Below are 20338 nucleotides of genomic sequence, written 5' to 3'. Positions count from 1 at the left end.
ACCGTCACGGACCGCCACCGCATCCGGAGTGCGTGCCACCTGCGCGCTGAAGAGCTCCGTCATCGTCGATGCCGGCACCTGACGGACGTCGCCTTGCCCCTGTTGGCGCACGACGGCGCGTTCGTGCGCGTCCAACAGCTCGATGTCGTGCACCGGTTGGTCGGACTCGGCGATCACTGCTGCCAGCAGCCGCGACAGCCGATCGGCCAGCGCCCGCGCGGTACCGGCCTCGAACAGCTCGGTGGAGTACTCCAGGTACCCGTCCACTCCGGCGGGCCGGCCGGCCTCGTCGTGGGTTTCGGTGAGCGAGAAGGTGAGGTCGAATTTACTGACACCCGTGTGAACGGGCTGACCGGTCACCGTGACACCCGGCAGGTCCAGGTCGGCGGCGGCCTGGTTCTGGAGGACCAGCATGACCTGGAAGAGCGGATGATGGCTCTGCGAGCGTGCCGGATTCAACGCCTCCACGACGCGGTCGAACGGCACGTCCCCATGGGCGTAGGCGGCGAGGTCGAACTCCCTCACACGGTGGAGCAGTTCACGGAAGGTGGGATCCCCCGACACATCGGTGCGCAGCACGAGGGTGTTGACGAAGAACCCGACCAGATCATCCAGGGCCTCATCGCTCCGGCCGGCCACCGCCGTGCCGAGCGGGACATCGTCACCGGCACCATGCCGGGACAACAACACCGACACCGCCGCCTGCACCACCATGAACAACGTGCACCCGCACGACCGCGCCAACTCGACAAGCCCCCGGTGCACCTCCGCCGAGACGAGGAAGGGAGCAGCGTCACCACGGTGCTGCGAAACAGCAGGCCGGGGCCGGTCCAGCGGAAGTGCCAGCGTTTCGGGCGCGCCGGCCAGTGCTCGGCGCCAGAAGTCCAGCTGCCGTGCCGTCAGACTCTCGGCGTCGGACTCCTCGCCCAGCATGCGCCGCTGCCACAGGGTGTAGTCGGCGTACTGCACCGGCAACGGCGACCAGTCAGGAGCCCTGCCCACAGCACGCGACCGATAGGCCGCGCCCAGATCTCTGGCCAAGGGCGCCAACGACCAGCCATCCGCAGCAATGTGATGCACCACCAGCACCAGTACATGCGCCTCGGCACCCAACCGCAGCAACCGCACCCGTATCGCGGGGTCTTCCGATACGACGTCGAAGGCTTCGGTCGCCGCGGACAGAACCATTTCGGCGGCCCACTGCTCGACCGCGGCCGGATCTCCGCCGCCCGGCGCCTCCTCGAAGCGCAGCGGCACCAGGCCGGCTGCTTCCGCCGCGTCGTACACATGCTGGCGCGGTGCTCCGCCTTCCTCGACGAAGACGGTGCGCAGGGTCTCGTGGCGCTCGACGACATCGGCGAGCCCGGCGCGCAGCGCATCAAGTTCCAGGGGGCCGTCGAGCCGCAGCACGAGCGGGATGTTGTACGTGGCGCCGGGCCCTTCGAGCCGATTGAGGAACCACAGGCGCTGCTGCGCGAAGGACAACGGGAGGTCTCGCGGACGCTCCTCGCGTACGAGGGCGGCCCGCGCCCGGTCGGCCGTGTCCAGCGCGGTGGCGAGTTCGCTGACGGTCGGGTGCTGGAAGAGCGTGCGCACGTCCAGTTCGGCGTCGAGTGCCGAGCGCGCGCGGCTGACCAGGCGGGTCGCCAGGAGCGAATGCCCACCGAGGGCGAAGAAGTCGTCGTGTACGCCGATGCCGTCGGTGCCGAGGACGTCGGTGAACAAGGCGAGCAGGAGTTCCTCACGGACGGTGCGCGGGCCGCGCCCGGCAGTGCGTTCCGGCACCCGGGGCGCGGGCAGGGCGCGGCGGTCGACCTTCCCGTTCGGCGTCAGCGGCAGCGTCGCGAGAGCCACGAAGACCGACGGGACCATATAAGGGGGAAGTGCCCGGGCCACCGACGCGGACAGTGCACTCTCGTCCACGGGGCAGTCGTCCGCCGGGACCACATAGCCCACCAATTGCCGGTCGCCGGGCAGGTCCTCGCGTACGACGACGCAGGCGGACACCACCGAGGGCAGCCCGGCGAGGACACCTTCGATTTCGCCGGGCTCGATGCGGTGGCCGCGGAGTTTGACCTGGTCGTCGGCGCGGGAGAGGTAGACGAGCCGGCCGTCCGCGTCCCACCGGACGAGGTCGCCGGTGCGGTACATCCGCCCGCCCGACGGATCGAAGGGGTCGGCGACGAAGCGTGTGGCGGTCAGCCCCGGACGGCCCGTGTAGCCGCGTGCGACGCCGTGGCCCGCCAGGTACAGCTCACCTGCGACCCCGGGTGGTACGAGCCCCAGGGCGGAGTCGAGGACGTAGGCCCGCATACCGTCCAAGGGGTAGCCGATGGGCGGCGGTCCCGTCGGTGTGTCGGGGGTGACGTGGTAGCGGGTGGCGAAGGTGGTCGTCTCCGTCGGGCCGTAGACGTGGTGTACGCGGGTGCCCGGCAGTTCGCGTGCGAGGTGCTGCATGGCACGGGGCGCGGCGCGTTCGCCGCCGGTGCAGACCGCACGGACCCCGGTGAGGGCCTGCGGGTCGACTTCGGCGATGACGTTGAACAGGGCGGTGGTCAGGAACAGGGCGGTGACGTTCTCGGTGGTGACGATGTCGTGCAGGACGTGGGGCTCAAGGGTGCCCTCCGGAGCAATGACCACCCGTCCACCGTTGAGGAGGGGCACCCAGATCTCGAAAGTGGAGGCGTCGAAGACATAGGCCGAGTGCAGGAGAACCGCATCGGCGACTCCGTCGGTCCAGGCGCTGTCGGCGGCCAGCGCCGCCACATCCGCATGCGAGACCCCAACGCCCTTGGGCACACCCGTCGAACCGGACGTGAACATCACATACGCCAGTTGCCCACCACCCGCGACCGAAGGCAGAGAAGCGGCCTGCGCAGGCGCAGCATCGACCACACGACCCACGGCATCGACCACCACGACCGGCAGGGACGCGCGCACTTCCTCGGCCCACGCATGGCCGGCCAGCTCCTCGCCGACGATCAGCACGCGCAGGCCGGCGCCGTGAGCGGTCTGCCGCAACCTCTCGGCCGGCCAGCGGATGTCCAGCGGCACATACGCACCGCCCGCCCGAACCGCCGCCAACGACGCCGTCACCACAGCGGCAGAACGCCCCAGCAGCACACCCACGCCGTCCTCGGCCGCTACACCACAGCCCACCAAACACGACGCCAGAGCACCGGAAAACTCCTCCAACTCCCCATACGTCAGCACCACTCCCCCACCCGACACCGCAACCGCACACCGGTCCGCCGCCACCCGCGCCGCGAACAACCCGGGTAGCGATGCGCACCGGGCCGGCTCGCGGTCTCGTCGTTCGAGGTGGGCGCCGCGCCCTGCCGCAAGCACCTGGCCGGCAGTCTGCTCGTCGAGCATCGCGAGGCGGGAGAGAGGAGACGTCGCGTCCGCCCGGGAGAGTTCGGCGACCAGCGTGGTGATGCCCTGCTGGTGCGGCCGGACGTCCTCGGGACGGTACAGCTCCGGGTTCACGTCGAAGCCGATCAGCGGCCCCTTCCCCTCCGAGCGCTCGGAAATGAAGAGGGAGACGTCGTCGACCGGGCCGGTGGACAGCAGCCTTGAGACACCCGCGCTTCCGGCGAAGTCGAGGTCGTACTCGTAGGGCATGACGTTCACGACCACATCGCACAGCCGCGCCGCGTCACCCGTGATCCTGAGGTCGCGCGCGAGTTGCTCCCTGGAGTAGCGACGGTGACGCAGCGCCAGCCGCATCTCGGCGGCGACGGCCCGCACCAGTGCTTCGACGGTCATGCCCGGAGTGATCTGAACTCTCAGCGGGAGAATGTTCGCCGTCATGCCCGGGATCGCACGCAGACGGCCGGGGCGGCCGTTCGAGGCGAGCCCGATCGTCACGTCGCCGGTACCGGTGACACGGCTGAGGTACGCGGCGAGCGCGCTCACGAAGACGACGGCCCACGTGGTTCTGGTCGCGGCGGCCAGCCCGCGCAGGCCGTCCATCACTTGCGGGTCGAGAGTCTCACCCCGGTGCAGGTGGTTGCCGCGCACCGAATGCTCCTCGCTGCCGTTTCCCGGTCGCGAAGGAACGCGTCGCGGTATGGAAGCGTCATCGCCCGCTCGGCGATCGGTAGCGAGAAGCGCGTTTCCGGTGTCTCGGCCGGACCGGGCGAAGTCAGCGAATTTCTCGGTCCAATATGCCCGGTCACGTTCGAAATCAGGAGACTGCCGATACGCCATCTCGTCGTCGACGAGAGCACTGAGCGGAGCGAATAATTCCGGCGCCTCTTCGCCGCGCATCGCGGCGGCATACGTGTCGGCCACTTTGCGTGCGAGAACGGAGCCCCCCAGGCCGTCCATCACGATGTGGTGATAGCGGATATACCAGTAGTGGCGGTCGGGGCCCAGCGTGAGCAGGACGAAGGCATGGTGCGGCGCGACCGGAGTGCCGGCGGTGGCCATGTCGGCGGCCATGAAGTGCTCCGCGGCGGCGGCCGGGTCCGCCTCGGCGGAGAGGTCGATGACACGTGGACGTCCCGGCGACGTCCGCACCACTCGTTGGTGGATACCGTCACCCTGCTCCACGAACTCGGTATTGAGGCTGTCGCAGCCACTGCTGACCTTTTCGAGCGACGCCACGAACAGGGCCTCGTCCAAGGGGCCCTGGATTTCTATGCATTCACCGATGTTGTACTTCGGACTCTGCGGATCCAACTGCTGCCCGTACCACACGCCCTGCTGAGACATCGTCAACGGGAGGAGGCGAGCGTGGTTTTTCTGCATAGTGCTTCCGCCCTTTCAGGGGGTGCGTTTTGGTCGCCCCTTCAGGGCACGGGAAAGAATCCCGGATCACCGGAGTCAGGCGACACCCTGAACAGTGGGGCAACGGCCCGAAGAATTAATATCGATCGCCGTGCCCGCGATGCCCGGAGATCCATTCCACGCATCGCGAACGACGTTATCGGCGAGAACCGAAACAGAAGAGTTAATGTACATGCGCTTCACCGCCCGGCACGGGCGATGGCGGAGAGAACGGCCGGCGACCACGCGGCACCACCGGCGGGCGCGCCCTCAACGGGGCGCGCCTCAGCCATACTTGCCCTGGTCACGGCCGTGGGCTAAGAGCCCTGAGCCTCCATCGCCGCGACCAGACTGGCCGGTCGCATGTCCGTCCAGGTGGACTCGATGAATTCCAGGCACTCCTGGCGCGACCCCTCGGGCCGCGCGACCTGCCATCCACCCGGCACCTCTGTGGTGGCGGGCCAGAGCGAGTACTGACGCTCCTCATTGACCAGAACGATGAATCGGGCAAACTCATCGTCAAAAACGTTGGCCATAGCTTCCCCCTACTCCTTCCCTCCTGCTGACCGGCATACCGGGAGGTGATCGGGATCGCACCGTATCCCGCCCCCACCTACGCGCTACGGCATTGACCGATATTCCGCAGGGAAATCGGTCGAGCGTGAGTACGGTACACCACAAAACCTTCACACCCGACCAGTTCGGCGAACCGACCCGTCCGCACCATCGCACTCCACGGCGGAAGCACCGGCCCGCATCCCCGTAGGCGGCCGACCACTCGCCCTTTCCGCCCGGCATCACCGACCTGCCGATTCATGAGAAAGAAACACCGAGGCTTCGCCTTTGACACGCGTACGACGCCCCGCGGTTGGCGAAATCCAGTCGCACCCTGGCCGATTCTGCACTTACCGACACACTCCCTGGCCGCGCTCGACACGGATTGCGAGCCAGGGCGCATCGAAGCTGTGTCACGACCCCATCCCGCGAAATGAACCTCAATGCGCCCTCAATGCGCCCTTGTGGAACCACGGATGAGAACGCTATTGCTGCGAGGTCCTTGTGGCATCACCGAGGCTCTTCGCCCGGTTGAGCTCGCGTGAGCCTCCAGCTCTCTCCCGAACAGGTCGCACAACGCAGTCCGGCTCAGCGCCGCCGTCGGCCTCGAACCGTCCGTCGCGCAGCCGGTAGGGCCGGACGGCTGCGTTGGGCATCTTGTGAATTCCTCGGCCAGGACGGAGCCCAGCCGCGTCTTCGCATCAGCCGTGATGCCGGGGACCGGCCGGGCTGCGTCGACCACAAGACGGGTGTCGACATCGATGATGACCTGCACGTTCGCCGAGAAACGGCAGTCGCGTGAGGAGGGGCCGACCGGGCGGCCCCGGCCCGGTACCAGGGCGCCGTCCATAGTCTTCAGCCAGTCCAGGCAGTACCCCACGCGCACAACCCCGCCCTGGCCGCGCAGGAACCAACACACGCACGCCCCCCTGCCCCGCCCGAGCTCAGCCTTCTGCAACACGCTTCGGGGCCACGGCAGTGATCCGCCGTCGGACGTCGCGTGTCCCAACGATCGGCCCTGAGAGCTGCGCCGACCCGTCCGCCGAGCAGTGTCAACAGTCGTTCCCCTCAAGGCGACCAGCCGGGCGGAGGCCGGGGCGGCTGTCCGTGTGCGAGCAGCCGCCCCAGTCTCGTCATTCTTGGTTGCCGGCGTTCGGTGTCAGTCCTCGCGGGAGACGCGCCGGCGGGAGGCCAGGATCAGGCCAGCGCCGGCGGCGACAGCGCCAGCGGCGCCGCTGATGGCCCAAGGGGCGGCCGAGCCGGCACCGGTAGCGGCCAGCTGGGCGCCCGAGGAAGCGGTGCTGGAGGTGGCTACGGCGGGCTTGGCGCCGGTGGTGCCGTTGGACTCCATGGCACCCTTGACGTCCTCGGCGCCGCCCTGCGTCTGCCTCTCGCCGCTGGTGGCCTTGACGTCCTTGGACTCCTGGCCTTCCTCGGCGTTCTCCTGGTCCTTGCCGCCGTTGGCCTTGGCGGCCTCGGCATCGTCCAGCTTGCGGGCCTCGTACTGGCCGACGTCGAGGAAGTGGCGGATGTCCTCGGCCCTGTCGCTCAGCAGCGCCTTCCTGGCGGCTTCCTTGAGATGGCGGCCACCGCCCCCGGAGATGCGGGTGACGAGGATGCGGTCGTCGGTCTCGCGGGCCTCGGACTGGCCCACTTCGAGGAAGCGGGTGCGGTCCTCGGGGCTGCCGTCCAGGGCCTTTTGTATGGACTCGTAGAGCACGCTTCCGCGCTTGGCGGTGTGGAGGATGCGCGAGATTTCGACGCGGTTGTCCTCGTCGCGCGCCGCGTACTGGCCGACCTCCAGGAACTGGCGAAGAGCTTCGTGGGTGCCCTTCCTCAGCGCTTCCAGGGCCGCCTTCCGCAGCCCCTTGCCGGCGGTGCTCGAAATCTGGACGGTGCGCAGCCTGTCGTCCGCGAACTGGGCCAGTTCGTAGCCTTCCTTCAGGAAGCGCACGCGGTCCTCTGGGGAGCCGTTCATGGCCGCCTGCGCGGCATCGTAAACGCTGCTGCCGGGCCTGGACTTGTGGATGATCCTGAGGATGGCCACGCGGTTGTCCTCGTCGGCCTTCGAGTTCCCCTGCGTGTCCGGCTTCGCATCCGGTGCGGTATCAGGGGCCGAGTTGGCCGCCGACGTGGTGGCATCGGCGGCAACAGCCGGAGAGGCGAACAGGACGGCAGGCGCGATCGCGGCAGCCGCGACAGCGGATGAAATACGGGACAGCTTCACGCGTACCCCCACTTTCCCATGAAACAAGTAGTAAACATCTCGTAAAGCATAGATGAGTGCGAAACTCCCCAGTCAGGGCCCCCTTGACATCAACGGTTGCCCCCGGTGGGCATGCATCGCGATCGATGTACGGCCGGGCGCCGCCTCAACTCGCCCTGCACGCGGCGCCAACCAGGGGGCCAAGCCGCCAAGAGCGGGCACCCTGGCGCAGAACCGGGCAGAAGACCGGCCGTCGGTATGGACTGTGACGTTGCGTGTGACCAGGTGACTCCTCGTCAGGTGACGGCACTCGCCGTGACCTTCCAGAGGTCGGCGGTGGGCGCCCCGCCCACCCCGGCTCGCTGCCCAGATCTGTAGGAATTGAGCACACCCGGACCGGGCCAGATCAGCTGAGACGACGGCCGGCATTCACCGCCGCCGAACCACATCGGATGAGATTCCGACTCGCAGCAGGTCTCCAACGATCGGTCGCCGCAGGTCACAGCCCGAATCGCGAATCGCATCCGGTGAGACGGGACAGCAGGACGTATCTGCCTCTTTGGCGATCTCGGGGTAACGGCGGACAGCCACGTCACAGGCGGTCTGCCGGGGATACGCCGTCACATTCGTGTCCGCGGCGAGCTCTCCGGCAGCAGCCTGCGACCCCACACTCAGGAATTCCACCTGTGCGATGTCCGCGCAAGCAGTCTGGGACAGCAACGGATAGGTGCTGCGCAGCCTGTACGGCTCAACCGCCATGAAGGGGCTGGGTGGCACTCCGGAACCGCTGGCCTGCGTCCGTGCTCAGCGCCGCAGCGTCCGGAGGCGCCGTCGTCGACCACGGCCGGCCTCCCCATGCCATGCCGTTGCCTCCAGCAGGATCAGTGCAGAGCGTCACCCGCACCGCCATCGGGCCCTCCCGTCCACGTGCACCTGCACGATCGGGGGCGGGCAACACCGGTAACAGCCATCGATGTTCTGCGGGCGCTTGATCGCACTGGATCGAGGTGCCGGACCTTCGGTGGAAGTGAGCTTCCGACACCGACCGATACCTCCCCGGACTCCTCCTCGCCACCCTCGTCCTCTGGCTCCGCGAAACGCCGTGTCCATTCGCCGGACACGTCCCAGCCGGCTTCGCCTCAAGCACCTTCGCCCGTGCTGTGCATGTGCTCGGCCGGATTCGGCTCCGCTGTGGACTGAACCCGCGTAGTGCCATCAGGGCAGCATGACGACCTTGCCGAACTTCCCCGGACCGGCCAGCCGAGCGTAGGCGTCGGAGTAACGGTCCAGCTGGAATGCTGCGTCGACAGGTACCCGCAGCCGGCCCTCGGCCAGCAGCGGGACGACGCATGTGCGTACCGTGGCGGCGAGGAGCGCTTTCTCCGAGTGGGAGCGGCCTCGAATGGTGGTGCCGATCAGCTGGGCGCGCGCGAGCATCAGGTCGAACATGCGCAATGGGGCCACCGACCCGCCCTGGACCCCCACAACGAGGATCCTCCCGCGAGCACGCAACAGTTCAACCCGCCGCAAGCAGTCCTCCCCGCCGACCAGTTCGACGACGACGTCATACGGCGCCCGTCCGCCCTCCTGACCAGGGACCACCACCTCTACGCTGCTACCGACGGGTGCAAGTTCCTTGACCCGCTCGTGCAGTTCGGTCCGGCGCACACTTGCCACGACACGGGCGCCGGAAACGGCGGCCACCTGCACCATGGCCGTACCGACGCCGCCCGCCGCTCCGGTGACCAGAACCCGATCCCCTGCGCGAACCCCGGCTTGGACGACCAGTGCGTCCCAGGCGGTGCTGAACGCCTCCGGGAAACCTGCTGCTTCCCGCCAGGGCAACCCCGCAGGTATCGGAAGCAGCACGTCAGCGGGCACGACGATCCTCTCGGCGTGGCCTCCGCCACCCACGAGGGCCATGACCCGGTCACCGACGCTCACTCCCGTGACCCCCGCACCGACCTGCTCGACCTCACCGGCGATTTCCAGCCCGGGGATATCGGCCGGCCAGCCCGGTGGCGCCGGGTAGTCACCCCGGGCCTGCTGAAGGTCAGCCGCGTTGAGCCCTGCGGCGTGGACCCGCAGCGCCACCAGGCCGGGCCCGGCCACCGGATCAGCGCGCTGCTCAAGACGGAACGCGCCCCTGCCGTCGATCACCACTGCTCGCATGTCACGAAACTACTCTCCCGCTCCGACGCGATGGCCGGGGCATGCCTCCTCCGAGCTGTTCCCATGTGGCCTTCAATACCGGGATCGCGGCTGTGGGTCGCCCACATCATCCACGGCCCATGGGGCGCCGAGGCCCCAGGTGGCTCCCTGACCGGTCTTCTTCGCAGCGATCCGGACGCACCCGGCGTTCGAGAACGAGGACGGCTGACCGTGAACGGCCGGGATCCGTCATGCCTGCCGGCCGTCGACACGGAGGCCCGGTACGGCAGCCTGTGCCGTACCGGGCGGTGTCAGCTGGTCAGGGCGGCGATGGTGGCATCGAGGCCGGTGGTCGTGCGTCGGTTGTGGGGGAGTTCGGCGAGGATCTTGGCCAAGCCGCAGGTGTCGGTGAGGGCAGAGAAGACCAGGCCGCCGGAGACGCCCGCGGAGACCAACCGGGCCTTGGGCCAGCGGCGGCCGGCGAGCAGGCCGGTCAGGACGAGGGAGCCGGCGGCGAGGCGGACTTGGCGCTCCACCGTCCAGGCGGCGCGGGTGTCGGCGGGGCGCTGGATGTCGCCGCCGAGTTGCTGCCAGGCGTTGGTGCCGCCGATCAGGGTGGTGGCCGTGATGCCGTACTCGGCCAGGCGCTCACAGGCCTGGGCGGAACGGGCGCCGGAGGCGCACACGAGGAGGAGGTCTCTGCGGGCGGCGGCGGTCCTCAGGGCGGGCAGGGCCGCATCGAGGCGGTCCAGGGGGATGTTGTGGGCGTCGGGCAGGTGGCCGGAGGCGTGTTCGCCAGGGGTGCGGACGTCTATGGCGGTGAGCTCGTGCAGGCGGGCGTGGGCCTGGGCGGCGGTGAGGGAGGCGGTGCGTGCCACAGGTGTCCTTCCTTTGCTCTTCGTGGGTCGCCCCCTTCGGTAGAATACCCACGGGGGTATCTGTGAAGGAGTGGGCTGTGGATTTGACGATGGCGGCCGAGGAACTGAAGACGGTGGTCAACCGGCTGCGCAGGGCGCAGGGCCAGATTGCCGGTGTGATCAAGATGATTGAGGAGGGGCGGGACTGTGAGGACGTGGTCACGCAGTTGGCAGCCGCCTCCCGGGCCTTGGACAAGGCGGGATTCGCGATCATCGCCACCGGTCTCCAGCACTGCCTGACCGATGTGGACATGGCCGCCTCGAAGGACCGGGAGCAGATGCGTGCCCGTCTGGAGAAGTTGTTCTTGTCGCTGGCCTGAGCGGCCGGTGCTGCTCGCCGAAGCGCTCGGCTCAGGTGAGAGCGTCGGCCGGCATGTAGGCGGCGACAACCAGCAGCACGACGGCGAAGGTTCTCTGAAGCAGGGGGCCGGTGACCTTGGCGGCCAGGCGTTTGCCGTCCCAGGCGCCGAGGACCGCAGCCCCGGCGAAGGGGGCGACCATCGCCCAGTCGACGCCTGCCGTGGTGGCACCGCGGGTGGCCAGCGAGGCGAGCGAGTTCGCCGAGATGACCAGCAGGCTGGTGCCGACGGCGGCCTGCATCTCGAACGCCAGCACCGTGACCAGCGCGGGGACGGCCAGGAAGCCTCCGCCGACCCCGAGCAGTCCGGTCAGCGCGCCCAGTCCTGCGCCGGCTCCCGCCGCCTTCACCGGCCGCACCGCCGCCGGCCGGCCGGTGCCCGTCCGGCCGGGGCGCAGCATGCGCATGGCGGCGAGGGCGGCGATGGCGGCGAACGCGGTGGTCAGTACCGGCTGGGGCAGGTGAGCGGCGACGGCGCCTGCCGCGGCGGCGGGCAGGAGCCCGGCCGCGGCGAACAGGGCCCCTGGCCTCCAGCGCACGTCGCCGGTACGGGCATGGGCGTACAGGGCGGTGAGTGAGGTGGCGGTGACGATGATCAGGCTCGCTGTGGTGGCGGCGGCCGGGGTGAAGCCGAGCAGGTAGATCAGCGCGGGCACCGCCAGGACGCTGCCGCCCCCGCCGAGTGCGCCGAGCGCGAGCCCGACCACCGCGCCCGCGGCCAGGGCCAGGATCAGTGCGCTCACGCTATGCCACCCATGCGCCCGCGTTCTCCGGTGACGGGCAGGCTCTCGCGGGTCCAGGCGGTCATGCCGCCGACGACGTCGGCGGCTTCCACGCCGCGGGCGGCGAGGTGACCGGCGGCTGTGCGGGGGCGGTCCCCGGAGCGGGAGATGCCGACCACCGGCTTTCCTCGTGCGGCTGCCGGGAGAGCCGCCCCCGCCCTCAGGCGGCTCAGCGGCTGGTGCAGCGCGCGGGGCGCGTGCCCGGCCTGCCACTCCGGCAGCTCGCGGACCTCACACAAGACCGCCTGCCGGTCACTGGTCTGCCGATGGGCCTGCTGCGGGGTGAGGCGGGCAGGGCTGCGGCGAGGAATCGAGAACATCGTGTGATCACTCCATGCAGGTGGTGGGGTCGTTCAGTCGGTGCCGTCGGGCCTGGTGAGGGTGAGACCCGCCGCGGTGGCGGCGTCGAAGCCGTCGTCGACGGCGACCACGTCACGTCCGACGGCATCGAGCAGGGAGGCGGCGATCGCCGCGCGCATCCCGCCGGCGCAGTGCACCCACACCACTCCGTCGGGCAACTCGCCGATGCGGCCGGCCAGTTCGTGGATCGGGATGTGGACCGAGCGGTCGATGAACCCGTCCGCACGCTCGGCATCGCGCCGCACATCCAGCACCAGCACCTGCTCGCCTCGCTCACGCACCGCGGCGAGGTCCTCGAAGCGGGCGCGCCGGAAGGAGGCGAGACGGTCGCCTTCGCGGATCCATGCGGCCGGGTCGCCGGTGGCAGCGGCGGCCGGGCGGTCTATGCCGACCCGGACCAGCTCCCGCTGCGCGTCGGCGACCTGTTCGGGAGTCTCGGCCAGCACGGTGACCGGCTTGCCCCACGGGAGCAGCCAGGCCAGGTAGGTGGCGAGCTTGCCCTGGCCCTCGAAGTTGAAGGATCCGGCCACATGCCCCTGGGCGAAGGCGACCCGGTTGCGCAGGTCCACCACCCACTCTCCGGCGGCCAGCCGGCAGGCGATCTCCTCGGCATCCGCGGGCGCGGGAGGGGTGAGGTCGACCGGCGCGGGGCCGGCGGCGTTGGCCGGGCCCATGTGCGCGTAGTAGGCGGGCGCATCGTCCAGTCCGGCGAGCAGCTCGGCGACGAAGGTGTCCACGTCCTTGGTCAGCGCGTCGTTGGTCCGGCGCTCCTGCCCGATCGTGGTCGCGTCGCCCTCCGCCTGGGCGGAGGAGCAGAAGCTGCCGAACCCGTGGGTGGGCAGCACCGGGACCTGGTCGTCCAGCTCGTCGGCCAGCCGGTGGGCCGAGGCGTGCTGGGCGCGGGCCAGCTGCTCGGTCAGCCGCGGCTCGACCAGGTCTGGCCGGCCCACTGTGCCGATCAGCAGCGACCCGCCGGTGAACGCCGCGACCCCCCGGCCGTCCTCCTCCAGCACATAGGAGGTGTGGTGCGGGGTGTGACCGGGGGTGGCGATCGCCCGCAGCACCAGGTGCTCGTCCACGGTGAATGTGTCGCCGTCGGCGACCGGGGTGCGAGCGAAGGCGACCGACGCCCCGGCCGGCAACAGGTAGCGGGCCCCGGTCACGCGGGCCAGCTCCAGACCGCCGGTGACGTAGTCGTTGTGCAGGTGGGTCTCGGCCACGAGGGCGATGCGCACCCCGCGCCGCGCCGCCGCGGCGATGACCTGCTCGATGTCGCGGGGCGGGTCCACCACCAGCGCGCTGCGGGTCCCGCCGGCCAGGTAGCTGCGGTTGCCCAGGCCCTCGAATTCCAGGGTGTCGACGAAGAACACGACTACGACTCCTCTTGAGCGAGCGATATACCCCGGGGGGTATCTGACGCTCACCTTAACAGGAATACCCCCGGGGGTATTCCTCCGGCGGCTGGTGCCCACCCGCCGCCGGAGGGGTATACGTGCCTACGTCTGCTGCTCCGTGGTCTCGCGGCCCTCCCCGCGGGCGGTTCGCCTCCTGCGGCTCCTGCGGTTGGGGCTGGCGCCGAGGCCCGCCTCCGAACCTCATGCGGGACGAAGAGGTCGCGCGTCGACGTCAGATCCCACCGCCTTGAAGCTCTCGGTGCGCGAGCCATGCATCAGAGAAACACCAGGTCAAGTTTTCCTTAACCCAGTGGACGAGAGGGCCCCTGCGCCAGGACCTGTCCGATGAGCCAGGGGCGGACAGCCCCTGGCGTCCCAGAGGAGCAGCGACAGAAGCGGCGTGGGGGGGTGGTCACCCCCGGTCGGTCGCCCGAGGGCCGCCCGGCACTCCCCGAACGGGCATGCCGAGGGGGTTGTCAAGCGGCTCGCCCCGTGCTGCCCTTTAACCAAGTGGCTTACACCTAGGGGGAGTTGTGGCTACGTTTCGGAATGCGTGCGGTGAATGCCGCTACGTCACGCCCTGGCTCAAGGAGTCCGAGGCGGAACGGCAGATCGTCGACCACTACGCTCGCCGCCATCCGCATCTCGTACCGGGCGGCGCCCAGCAGATCAACGGTGGTGGCGGCGGTGGCGGGTGCGTCGGTTGCGGTGCCATCGCGTTCGGTCTGATCGTCCTGGTCATCATCATCGGCTTGGCCGGCCAGAAGTAGGGCGGCGGCCGTCTGCGCTGCGACTGGTGTTTGCGCAGGTCACACCCATCACCATCTGCCCTATAGCCCGCCCTGGGGGCACACGGTGCAGGTGTTGCCGCAGTTTGGCCGGGGTACTCGCAGCCAACGCGTCTCCGAGCCGAAGCCGAGCAGTGCCTGTGCGACTGCCAGGCTGACGACGCCCTGGCCGGTGTCCGGTTGCTGAGCAGGCGCGCCGATCTGGATCCCCACAGGATCGGGCTCTGGGGATTCAGCGAGGGCGGCTGGGTTGCTCCGCTGGCAGCCTCGCGCTCGACGCAGGTCTCGTACGTGGTGCTGGTCGGCGCATCCGGGGTGTCCCCGGCCCGGCAGTCAGCGTGGTACCTGGAGAACAAACTTCGGCACGAAGGCGTCGCGGGATCACCGTTGCGGACCATATCGGTTACCGGGACGCGGTTTCTCACGGATACCGGTCTGCTCCCCGAGGCCGATGACGACCCGATGCCGGCGCTGCGGCGGCTACGCCAGCCCGTGCTCGCCATGTGGGGGAACGACCAGCGATCGCCTCCCGCCGAAAGCGCCAGTGCGGTCGAGAAGGCACTGCGCGACGGCGGCAACACCGACGTGACGCTCCGCTTTTTCCCGCACGCCGATCACAAACTGCACGTCTCACCCGACGGTTTCCAGCGGGGCAGGCAACTGACGCCCGGCTACGTCGACACCATGGCGTCCTGGGCAGCAGGGCACGAACACCGAATCAACGACGCCCTGCCCCGCCAGGTCCGGCAGAGCCATGCTCTGCCCCTCTCCCTGGATACCCGTCATCCGCGGCACAGGCCGCAGTGTTCATGGTCGTTTCGTTCGCGACGTACCTGCTGGGGGAACTGGTACGGCGCCTGCGCAGGCGCCCTTGCGCTCCCGGGGCCGGCCGGGCACCGCGATGGCTGGCCACGACAGGGCTGGCCACAGTGCTCGGCTTCCTGGGATACCTCGGCCTCGTAGCGATGACGCTGGCCCCCGGCCCGGTGCTCGGTAACCGTCCGGTGCTCTGGCTCGTGCTGCAACTCCTGGCGGCCGGGACGGCACTGACGACCGCGGCCACAGCACTCGGTTGGTGGCGGGCCAGGGCCTCGGCAACGGGCCGGACCCACGCCCGCCTCGGGCTGCCGGGGCTCGCGAGCGCAGTGTTCGTGCCCTGGGCACTGTTCTGGGGCCTGATGACGCCGTAGTTGACGCACGCGCGGACGGCTCCGTACACAGCACGAGTACACGACGCCCCGCCCCGATGGAGGACTTGATCGTCGAGTGCCCGAGCGGCAGCAGGAACTCGATGTCCACGGCCGGTGATCGGCGAGCGCTCCGCGGCGATCACCGCGCCGTGAAGTGCGCGGTCGCAAGAACGCGGCCGTCGGCCGACGTCAGACGGGCACCGGAGAGCGTGTCCGGGTTCACGGGGGCCGGGGCGCCCCAATAGCCGTCCCCGTCGTGCAGGTCGAAGCTGCCGAGTCGGTGTGTCGTGCCGTCAGCATGCTCCAGCAGGCAGATGACCTTGCCGTTGTACGGAATTCCGGCGTCGGCGAGATCGACGGACATGAACACCCAGCCCGGGGACCCGGGATGGGCATAGACCTCACCGGCCGGTTGCTGATGTCCCGCACCGGCCCCGGTCAGCTGCGCGTGCAGCATCACGACCGTGGCCCGGACAGGTTGCGCAGGGCCGGCCACGACGCTTTCGATGGTCGTGCCAAGGGCCCAGCCGCCGAACCCGAAGCCGAGCGCGAGCACGGCCGCGGCAGCCGCGACCCGCAGCCTCAGGCTTCTGCGGAACCCCGCCCGCCGACCCCCGAGGGCGCGCCCGGTCTCGCGTGCGTCGCGCGCAGCCTGGGCCTGTGTCAGCTGTCGTGCCACCCGGGCCTCGAAGCCGGCCGGCGGCTCGGCGTCGGGGAGGAGACGCAGCAGTCCGTCGCCGACGAGCGCGAGTTGCTCGATGTACTCCCGGCAGTCCGCGCAGCGGTCCAGATGCTCAGCCGCCTCGGCCCGCTTCCGGCCCGAGAGCACGCCCAGCGCCAGCTCGGCACCGATGTCGTGCAGCTGTTCGCAGGTCAGGTCGTCAGCCATGGCCGCCTCGTTTCGGAGACGCGGAGTGCGGATTCGGGGGGTGCGTCGATGCGGGGTCCGGATGCGCGGGATGCATCGACGTGGGGTGGGGATAGGGGGAATCCGGAGACGTGAGGGTGGCCCTCAGTTTCCCCATCGCGGTCCTGATCCGCGTCTTGGCGGTGCCCAGAGGGATGTGTTCCCAGTCGGCGACCTGCTGAGCCGTCATGCCGTAGATGCCTGCCATCACCAAGGCGCGGCCCTGTTCGCCCGGCAGCTGCGCCACCGCTGCCCGCAGCGTGGACGACGCCTCGTCGGCAAGCGCCTGGTCCTCGGGGGTGTCGGTCACCGCGCCCAGGAGCGCGTCGAGGTCCTTGGGGGCCACCGGCTCCGGCGGGCGCGAGCGGACGGCGTCGATGGCGAGGTTGTGCGCGATGGTCGTCAGCCAGGCCGTCACCGATCCGCGGCGGGAGTCGTAGATCTGCGCGTGCCGCCACGCACGCTCGAACGTCTGCTGGGCGATGTCCTCGGCGAGCTGCGCATCGCGGGTGACCGCGATGGCCACGCCGAAGACCGTGTGCTGGAAACGCCGCACGAAGGTGACGGCGAGCTCTTGGTCGCCCGTGGCCAGACCAGCCAGCAGCGTCTCGTCCGGGATGCGTCCGACCGGGAGCTGCAACCTCTGCATACCCTCATGTACGGTCCGTCCCGGCCGGCGGATTGCCTGGCGGTTACGGAAGACCACACACCCATTCTCCCTCGGCGCCACCGTCGCTCCACGCAGCGCGGTCGCCCGCACACCAAGCGCAACGGACCCGTCGCACAGCCCCGGCCGGCCGCCCATGGGAAGGAAGAGCGAGCGCGCCTCACCACTCACGGAAGTACTTTCAGCGAGTTCAGTGGCCGCGGTGGCTACCGAGCGCGCACGGACGCGGCCGGGCGGCTGACCGAGGTGGGCGGAGTGCGCATCATCCCGGCGCGGCACCAGGCGGCGAAGGCGACGATGAACCCCACTTCGGTGACGATGGACAGCATTCCGTAGGGGGGATCCCAGCCGTCTTCCTTGTAGTCCGGCAGCCCGACGGTGCGGGACAGCGCGAAGCCGAGAACCATGCCGCCGCTGACCAGGGTGCCCAGCAGCCAGGCCGGTACGGGGTTCCGCCGCGCGAGACCTGCGGCGGCGAGGAGAAGCGCAATGCTGCCGACCACGAACAGCATTCCCATGTACGGCACTTCCTTGAGGTGTTCGGGGACGATCAGGAGGTGGGCCACGGCGCTGATGAGCGCGCAGGCGGCAGCGGCCCCCCTCAGCGAAGCGCCAACCGGACGAGAAGACATCGGGGCCTCCCAGATCTCACCAGGCCAGATTTACCCGGTGTACGTAACGAGCCCGGTGATGGTTCATGATCGTCCCCGCGGCGTGCCGAACACGGACCGGACGGAAGCGCTCACCATGCGGTACCCACTGGCAACGGTGCGTGACGCATCGGTTCCCGGTTCGGCCGATGGGGCCGGTTCGGCGCCTGCGGACCGGTCTACCGCCGGCCGGCGCAGACCGTGAGGCAGCAACCTGTCGAGTTCCGCTGCGAGTTGGGCGAGCGGGGGCCGGGCGGCCGGGTCGGGGTCCAGGCAGCCGTCGATCGTCGCGGCGAGGCCACGGGGAAGGCGCCGGCGAACGGCGACGGACGGCGCCCGCTCGTCCAGCTGTGGGTAGGAGCAGTTCTCGCCGCTCTGGGCACTCTGACTCCCCGAAGCGCCCTCGCCGCCTCCAGCGCTCTCGGGGCCCTCGACATCCTCGCCGCTCGCGCCGCCCTCGACACTCTCGGCGCCCTGCCGCTCCTTCCGTGACGCACCGCCCGCGTCCCGGGCCGGGGCTCCGCACTCCTCGGAGCTCACGCCGTGGTCGAAAGGAACGTCGCCGGTCGCGGCCTCGTACAGCGTGATGCCGATTCCCCAGACGTCGGCCGCGGGCCTGAGCATCCCGCCGCGGGCCTGCTCGGGAGCGAGGTGACAGAAGGTGCCGATGCCCGGCGGGGCGGGTCCGGGTGGGCGGGCGATGCTGAGATCGAGCAGCTTTGCGCGCCGGCAGCCGACCACGATGTTGGACGGCTTCAGGTTCACGTGCAGTAGGCCGTTGCCGTGCAGGTAGTGCAGCGCCGAGCACATATGCAGGCCGAGGACGGCGAGGTCGTTGGCGGCCAGACGGCGCCGCCGGCGGTCGATGAGGTGCGAGAGGGTCTCCCCGGTGAGGGTCTCCAACACCACGAAGGGTTCCGGGGTTTCACCCGTCTCTTAGCCTCGGACCAGGTGCGGGTGGGTGAACGCCTGGAGCCGACGGCCCTCTTGCAGCAACCGCTCGCGCAGCGGCGACTCGCCCCCTCGGTCCGGGCGCACTGCCTTCACGACACATAGGCACTCCCGTTCCTGGCTCCAGTCGTCGTACAGGTCCAGCCAGCGGGTACGGCACAGGTGCGCCAGTACCTCGTAGCGCGGGACCACCGCCGTTCCCCCCGCCAGCGGCGGTGGCCCGGGGGCTTCGGTCCGGCTCATGGCAGTACCTCGGCCATCGGGGTGTCGCCGGTGTCGTGCAGTCGGTAGAGCCGGGCGTACGCCGCACTGCGGGTGAGCAACTGGTGGTGGGTGCCGCGGTCGGCGATACGGCCGCACTCAAGCAGCACGATCTGGGTGGCGTCGCGGACGGTGAGCAGGTTGTGGGAGATGAGGATCGTCGTCCGTCCGCTCATCAGCAGGCGCAGTGGTTGCAGGATGCGACGGCCCGATTCCGCGTCGAGGCCGGTGGTCGGCTCGTCGAGGATGAGGAGGGGCGCGTCACGGATCATGGCGCGGGCGATGGCGAGGCGCTGCCGTTGTCCACCGGAGAGCAGCCGGCCGCGCTGGCCCACCACGGTTTCGTAGCCCTGGGGCAGTTGGCTGATGAAGCCGTGGGCATCGGCGGCGTGGGCCGCGGCGACGATGTCTTCCTCGCTCGCATCCGGGCGGCCGTAGGCGATGTTGTCCCGCACCGTGCCGTGGAAGACCAGCGTCTCCTGGAGCAGCATGGCGACGTTGTCCCGTAGCTCGTCCAGGCGCAGGTCGTGACCGTCGAGGCGAAGGGTTCCCCGGTCCGGGTCGTAGAAGCGCAGCAGCAGCTTGGCGGCGGTCGGCTTCCCGGCACCGCTCGCCCCGACGAGCGCCAGTGTCTCGCCGGGCGCCACGCGGAACGAGACCCCCGAGAGAGCCGGGCGGGAGGTCCCGGGGGAGCGGAAAGAGATGTCGTCGAACTCGATCTCACTGCGGCTGCGGCCAAGCGCCCGTGGGGTCGTGGCCTGGACGACTCGGGGCCGCTGGTCGAGCAGCTCGATGATCCGCTCTGCGCCATCAGGACCCTCGGCGATGCACAGCAACCGCCGCACCCGCCGCACCATCCGCCGAAGGCGGCTCGCCTGGTGAGGGCACGCGTCCTCCCCGCCCACACCATCGCCATGGGCGTCACCCCGGGAACCACATATACGAAGCAAACCCCAAAAGGGATTCAATTGAAGTCTCACCAAAGGCCGACACCGAACGACGACCACGCCGGGTTGCCAACGGCAGCCCTCTGCGTAGCACCGCATCCTCACGGTTGACGCTCACTCCCCCACCAGCCCCGGCCCCGGCCGACCGTCAGACCCACCACCTGAGCTGACACAGCGGTGGGAACAGCGTCGGGCAGACCAGCAGACACGCATCCTGATCGATTGCCGGGGCCGCGAAGGTCCGCAGCGCATCGCGGCGTGGAGATCCGCACCCCGCTCGACTGTGGCCCTGAGGGTGACAACGTTGCGCTGTCGCTCTGCATCCGACCCGTACATCCATGACCGCAGTCCTCGCAAAGTCCCGTCCGACCAGGCGAACACACCACCACCACTGCGCCCTAGAACCCCTTCGGCCACCCGGCTCTCGACCGCGGCGTTTTGGCCACGACCGCCCAGAGGGCAACCCGCTTCCGGCGAGGGC

17 protein-coding genes and 2 pseudogenes are annotated in these 20338 nt (G+C 69.8%); 4 read left to right on the top strand and 15 right to left on the bottom strand.

The genetic code is table 11. From position 1 onward, the window contains the following. The 6 genes and pseudogenes from IEZ17_RS35795 to IEZ17_RS35775 all read right to left on the bottom strand — a co-directional run. On the bottom strand, positions 1–4719 hold a 4719-nt coding region (locus IEZ17_RS35795; protein ID WP_229852970.1), incomplete at its 3' end, for a non-ribosomal peptide synthetase. Positions 4720–5090: 371 nt separating this feature from the next. Next, positions 5091–5309 carry an MbtH family protein gene (locus tag IEZ17_RS35790; RefSeq protein ID WP_189307636.1) on the bottom strand — a complete coding sequence of 73 codons (219 nt, stop codon included), beginning with the start codon at positions 5307–5309 and terminating at the stop codon, positions 5091–5093. A gap of 716 nt (positions 5310–6025) precedes the next feature. Further along, positions 6026–6193 (bottom strand): annotated as a pseudogene (locus IEZ17_RS45065) (IS5/IS1182 family transposase); the annotation flags it as partial. A 294-nt stretch (positions 6194–6487) separates the two neighbouring features. Beyond that, positions 6488–7567: an ALF repeat-containing protein gene (locus tag IEZ17_RS35785; protein WP_189307634.1), complete on the bottom strand. Its 1080-nt coding sequence runs from the start codon at positions 7565–7567 to the stop codon at positions 6488–6490. Between the two features lie 1182 nt (positions 7568–8749). Beyond that, positions 8750–9706, bottom strand: a complete 957-nt coding sequence (locus IEZ17_RS35780; protein WP_189307632.1) for an alcohol dehydrogenase catalytic domain-containing protein — start codon at positions 9704–9706, stop codon at positions 8750–8752. A 290-nt stretch (positions 9707–9996) separates the two neighbouring features. Further along, complete coding sequence (locus IEZ17_RS35775) at positions 9997–10563, bottom strand: rhodanese-like domain-containing protein (protein WP_189307629.1); 567 nt, start codon at positions 10561–10563, stop codon at positions 9997–9999. 77 nt (positions 10564–10640) lie between these two features. On the opposite strand from IEZ17_RS35775, the gene IEZ17_RS35770 reads away from it, so the two are divergent. Then, the gene (locus IEZ17_RS35770) at positions 10641–10922 is read left to right on the top strand and encodes a metal-sensitive transcriptional regulator (protein ID WP_189307627.1); all 282 of its coding nucleotides are present in this window, start codon (positions 10641–10643) and stop codon (positions 10920–10922) included. 31 nt (positions 10923–10953) lie between these two features. On the opposite strand, the gene IEZ17_RS35765 is transcribed toward IEZ17_RS35770, so the two are convergent. From IEZ17_RS35765 to IEZ17_RS35755, 3 genes are read right to left on the bottom strand one after another with little or no spacing between them, the layout of a single operon-like run. Next, positions 10954–11703 carry a sulfite exporter TauE/SafE family protein gene (locus IEZ17_RS35765; protein WP_189307625.1) on the bottom strand — a complete coding sequence of 250 codons (750 nt, stop codon included), beginning with the start codon at positions 11701–11703 and terminating at the stop codon, positions 10954–10956. Next, complete coding sequence (locus tag IEZ17_RS35760; RefSeq protein WP_189307623.1) at positions 11700–12062, bottom strand: rhodanese-like domain-containing protein; 363 nt, start codon at positions 12060–12062, stop codon at positions 11700–11702. The genes IEZ17_RS35765 and IEZ17_RS35760 overlap by 4 nt, the downstream gene beginning before the upstream one ends. Before the next feature lie 33 nt (positions 12063–12095). Continuing rightward, entirely contained in the window at positions 12096–13472 is a 1377-nt protein-coding gene (locus IEZ17_RS35755; protein WP_189307621.1) for an MBL fold metallo-hydrolase, read from the bottom strand. Positions 13473–14029: 557 nt separating this feature from the next. Here IEZ17_RS35755 and IEZ17_RS35750 point away from each other — a divergent pair. The 3 genes and pseudogenes from IEZ17_RS35750 (at position 14030) to IEZ17_RS35740 (ending at position 15474) form a co-directional block, all read left to right on the top strand. Continuing rightward, positions 14030–14266: a hypothetical protein gene (locus IEZ17_RS35750; protein WP_189307619.1), complete on the top strand. Its 237-nt coding sequence runs from the start codon at positions 14030–14032 to the stop codon at positions 14264–14266. A 72-nt stretch (positions 14267–14338) separates the two neighbouring features. Continuing rightward, positions 14339–14899 (top strand): annotated as a pseudogene (locus tag IEZ17_RS45060) (alpha/beta hydrolase family protein); the annotation flags it as partial. Positions 14900–15093: 194 nt separating this feature from the next. Then, positions 15094–15474: a hypothetical protein gene (locus IEZ17_RS35740; protein ID WP_229852969.1), complete on the top strand. Its 381-nt coding sequence runs from the start codon at positions 15094–15096 to the stop codon at positions 15472–15474. A 139-nt stretch (positions 15475–15613) separates the two neighbouring features. Here the strand turns inward: IEZ17_RS35740 and IEZ17_RS35735 are convergent, their stop codons facing one another. From IEZ17_RS35735 to IEZ17_RS35715, 6 genes are all read right to left on the bottom strand, one after another. Next, on the bottom strand, positions 15614–16363 hold the full coding sequence (locus IEZ17_RS35735; RefSeq protein WP_189307613.1) for a hypothetical protein: 750 nt from the start codon (positions 16361–16363) through the stop codon (positions 15614–15616). Continuing rightward, on the bottom strand, positions 16356–17030 hold the full coding sequence (locus IEZ17_RS35730) for an RNA polymerase sigma factor (protein ID WP_189307611.1): 675 nt from the start codon (positions 17028–17030) through the stop codon (positions 16356–16358). The genes IEZ17_RS35735 and IEZ17_RS35730 overlap by 8 nt, the downstream gene beginning before the upstream one ends. A gap of 224 nt (positions 17031–17254) precedes the next feature. Continuing rightward, positions 17255–17614: a hypothetical protein gene (locus IEZ17_RS35725; RefSeq protein ID WP_189307609.1), complete on the bottom strand. Its 360-nt coding sequence runs from the start codon at positions 17612–17614 to the stop codon at positions 17255–17257. A gap of 129 nt (positions 17615–17743) precedes the next feature. Next, positions 17744–18607, bottom strand: a complete 864-nt coding sequence (locus tag IEZ17_RS35720) for a protein kinase domain-containing protein (RefSeq protein WP_229852968.1) — start codon at positions 18605–18607, stop codon at positions 17744–17746. A gap of 27 nt (positions 18608–18634) precedes the next feature. Next, entirely contained in the window at positions 18635–18892 is a 258-nt protein-coding gene (locus tag IEZ17_RS43355) for a hypothetical protein (RefSeq protein ID WP_229852967.1), read from the bottom strand. Beyond that, entirely contained in the window at positions 18889–19767 is an 879-nt protein-coding gene (locus tag IEZ17_RS35715) for an ABC transporter ATP-binding protein (protein WP_229852966.1), read from the bottom strand. Before IEZ17_RS35715 ends, IEZ17_RS43355 begins: the two co-directional genes overlap by 4 nt. Positions 19768–20338 lie beyond the last annotated feature (571 nt).

Source organism: Streptomyces albospinus (assembly GCF_014648695.1).
GTDB classification, from domain to species: Bacteria; Actinomycetota; Actinomycetes; order Streptomycetales; family Streptomycetaceae; genus Streptomyces; species Streptomyces albospinus.
The sequence above is the reverse complement of the archived record's forward strand: the minus strand, read 5'-3'. Positions and strand labels throughout refer to the sequence as shown.

What these genes read in the sequence shown, in the direction of transcription:
- IEZ17_RS43355 (WP_229852967.1), bottom strand. Translation starts at nt 18,892, where the DNA reads ATGAGCCGGACCGAAGCCCCCGGGCCACCGCCGCTGGCGGGGGGAACG.
- IEZ17_RS35780 (WP_189307632.1), bottom strand. Translation starts at nt 9,706, where the DNA reads ATGCGAGCAGTGGTGATCGACGGCAGGGGCGCGTTCCGTCTTGAGCAG.
- IEZ17_RS35740 (WP_229852969.1), top strand. Translation starts at nt 15,094, where the DNA reads ATGGTCGTTTCGTTCGCGACGTACCTGCTGGGGGAACTGGTACGGCGC.
- IEZ17_RS35735 (WP_189307613.1), bottom strand. Translation starts at nt 16,363, where the DNA reads ATGGCTGACGACCTGACCTGCGAACAGCTGCACGACATCGGTGCCGAG.
- IEZ17_RS35790 (WP_189307636.1), bottom strand. Translation starts at nt 5,309, where the DNA reads ATGGCCAACGTTTTTGACGATGAGTTTGCCCGATTCATCGTTCTGGTC.
- IEZ17_RS35715 (WP_229852966.1), bottom strand. Translation starts at nt 19,767, where the DNA reads ATGGTGCGGCGGGTGCGGCGGTTGCTGTGCATCGCCGAGGGTCCTGAT.
- IEZ17_RS35730 (WP_189307611.1), bottom strand. Translation starts at nt 17,030, where the DNA reads ATGCAGAGGTTGCAGCTCCCGGTCGGACGCATCCCGGACGAGACGCTG.
- IEZ17_RS35760 (WP_189307623.1), bottom strand. Translation starts at nt 12,062, where the DNA reads ATGTTCTCGATTCCTCGCCGCAGCCCTGCCCGCCTCACCCCGCAGCAG.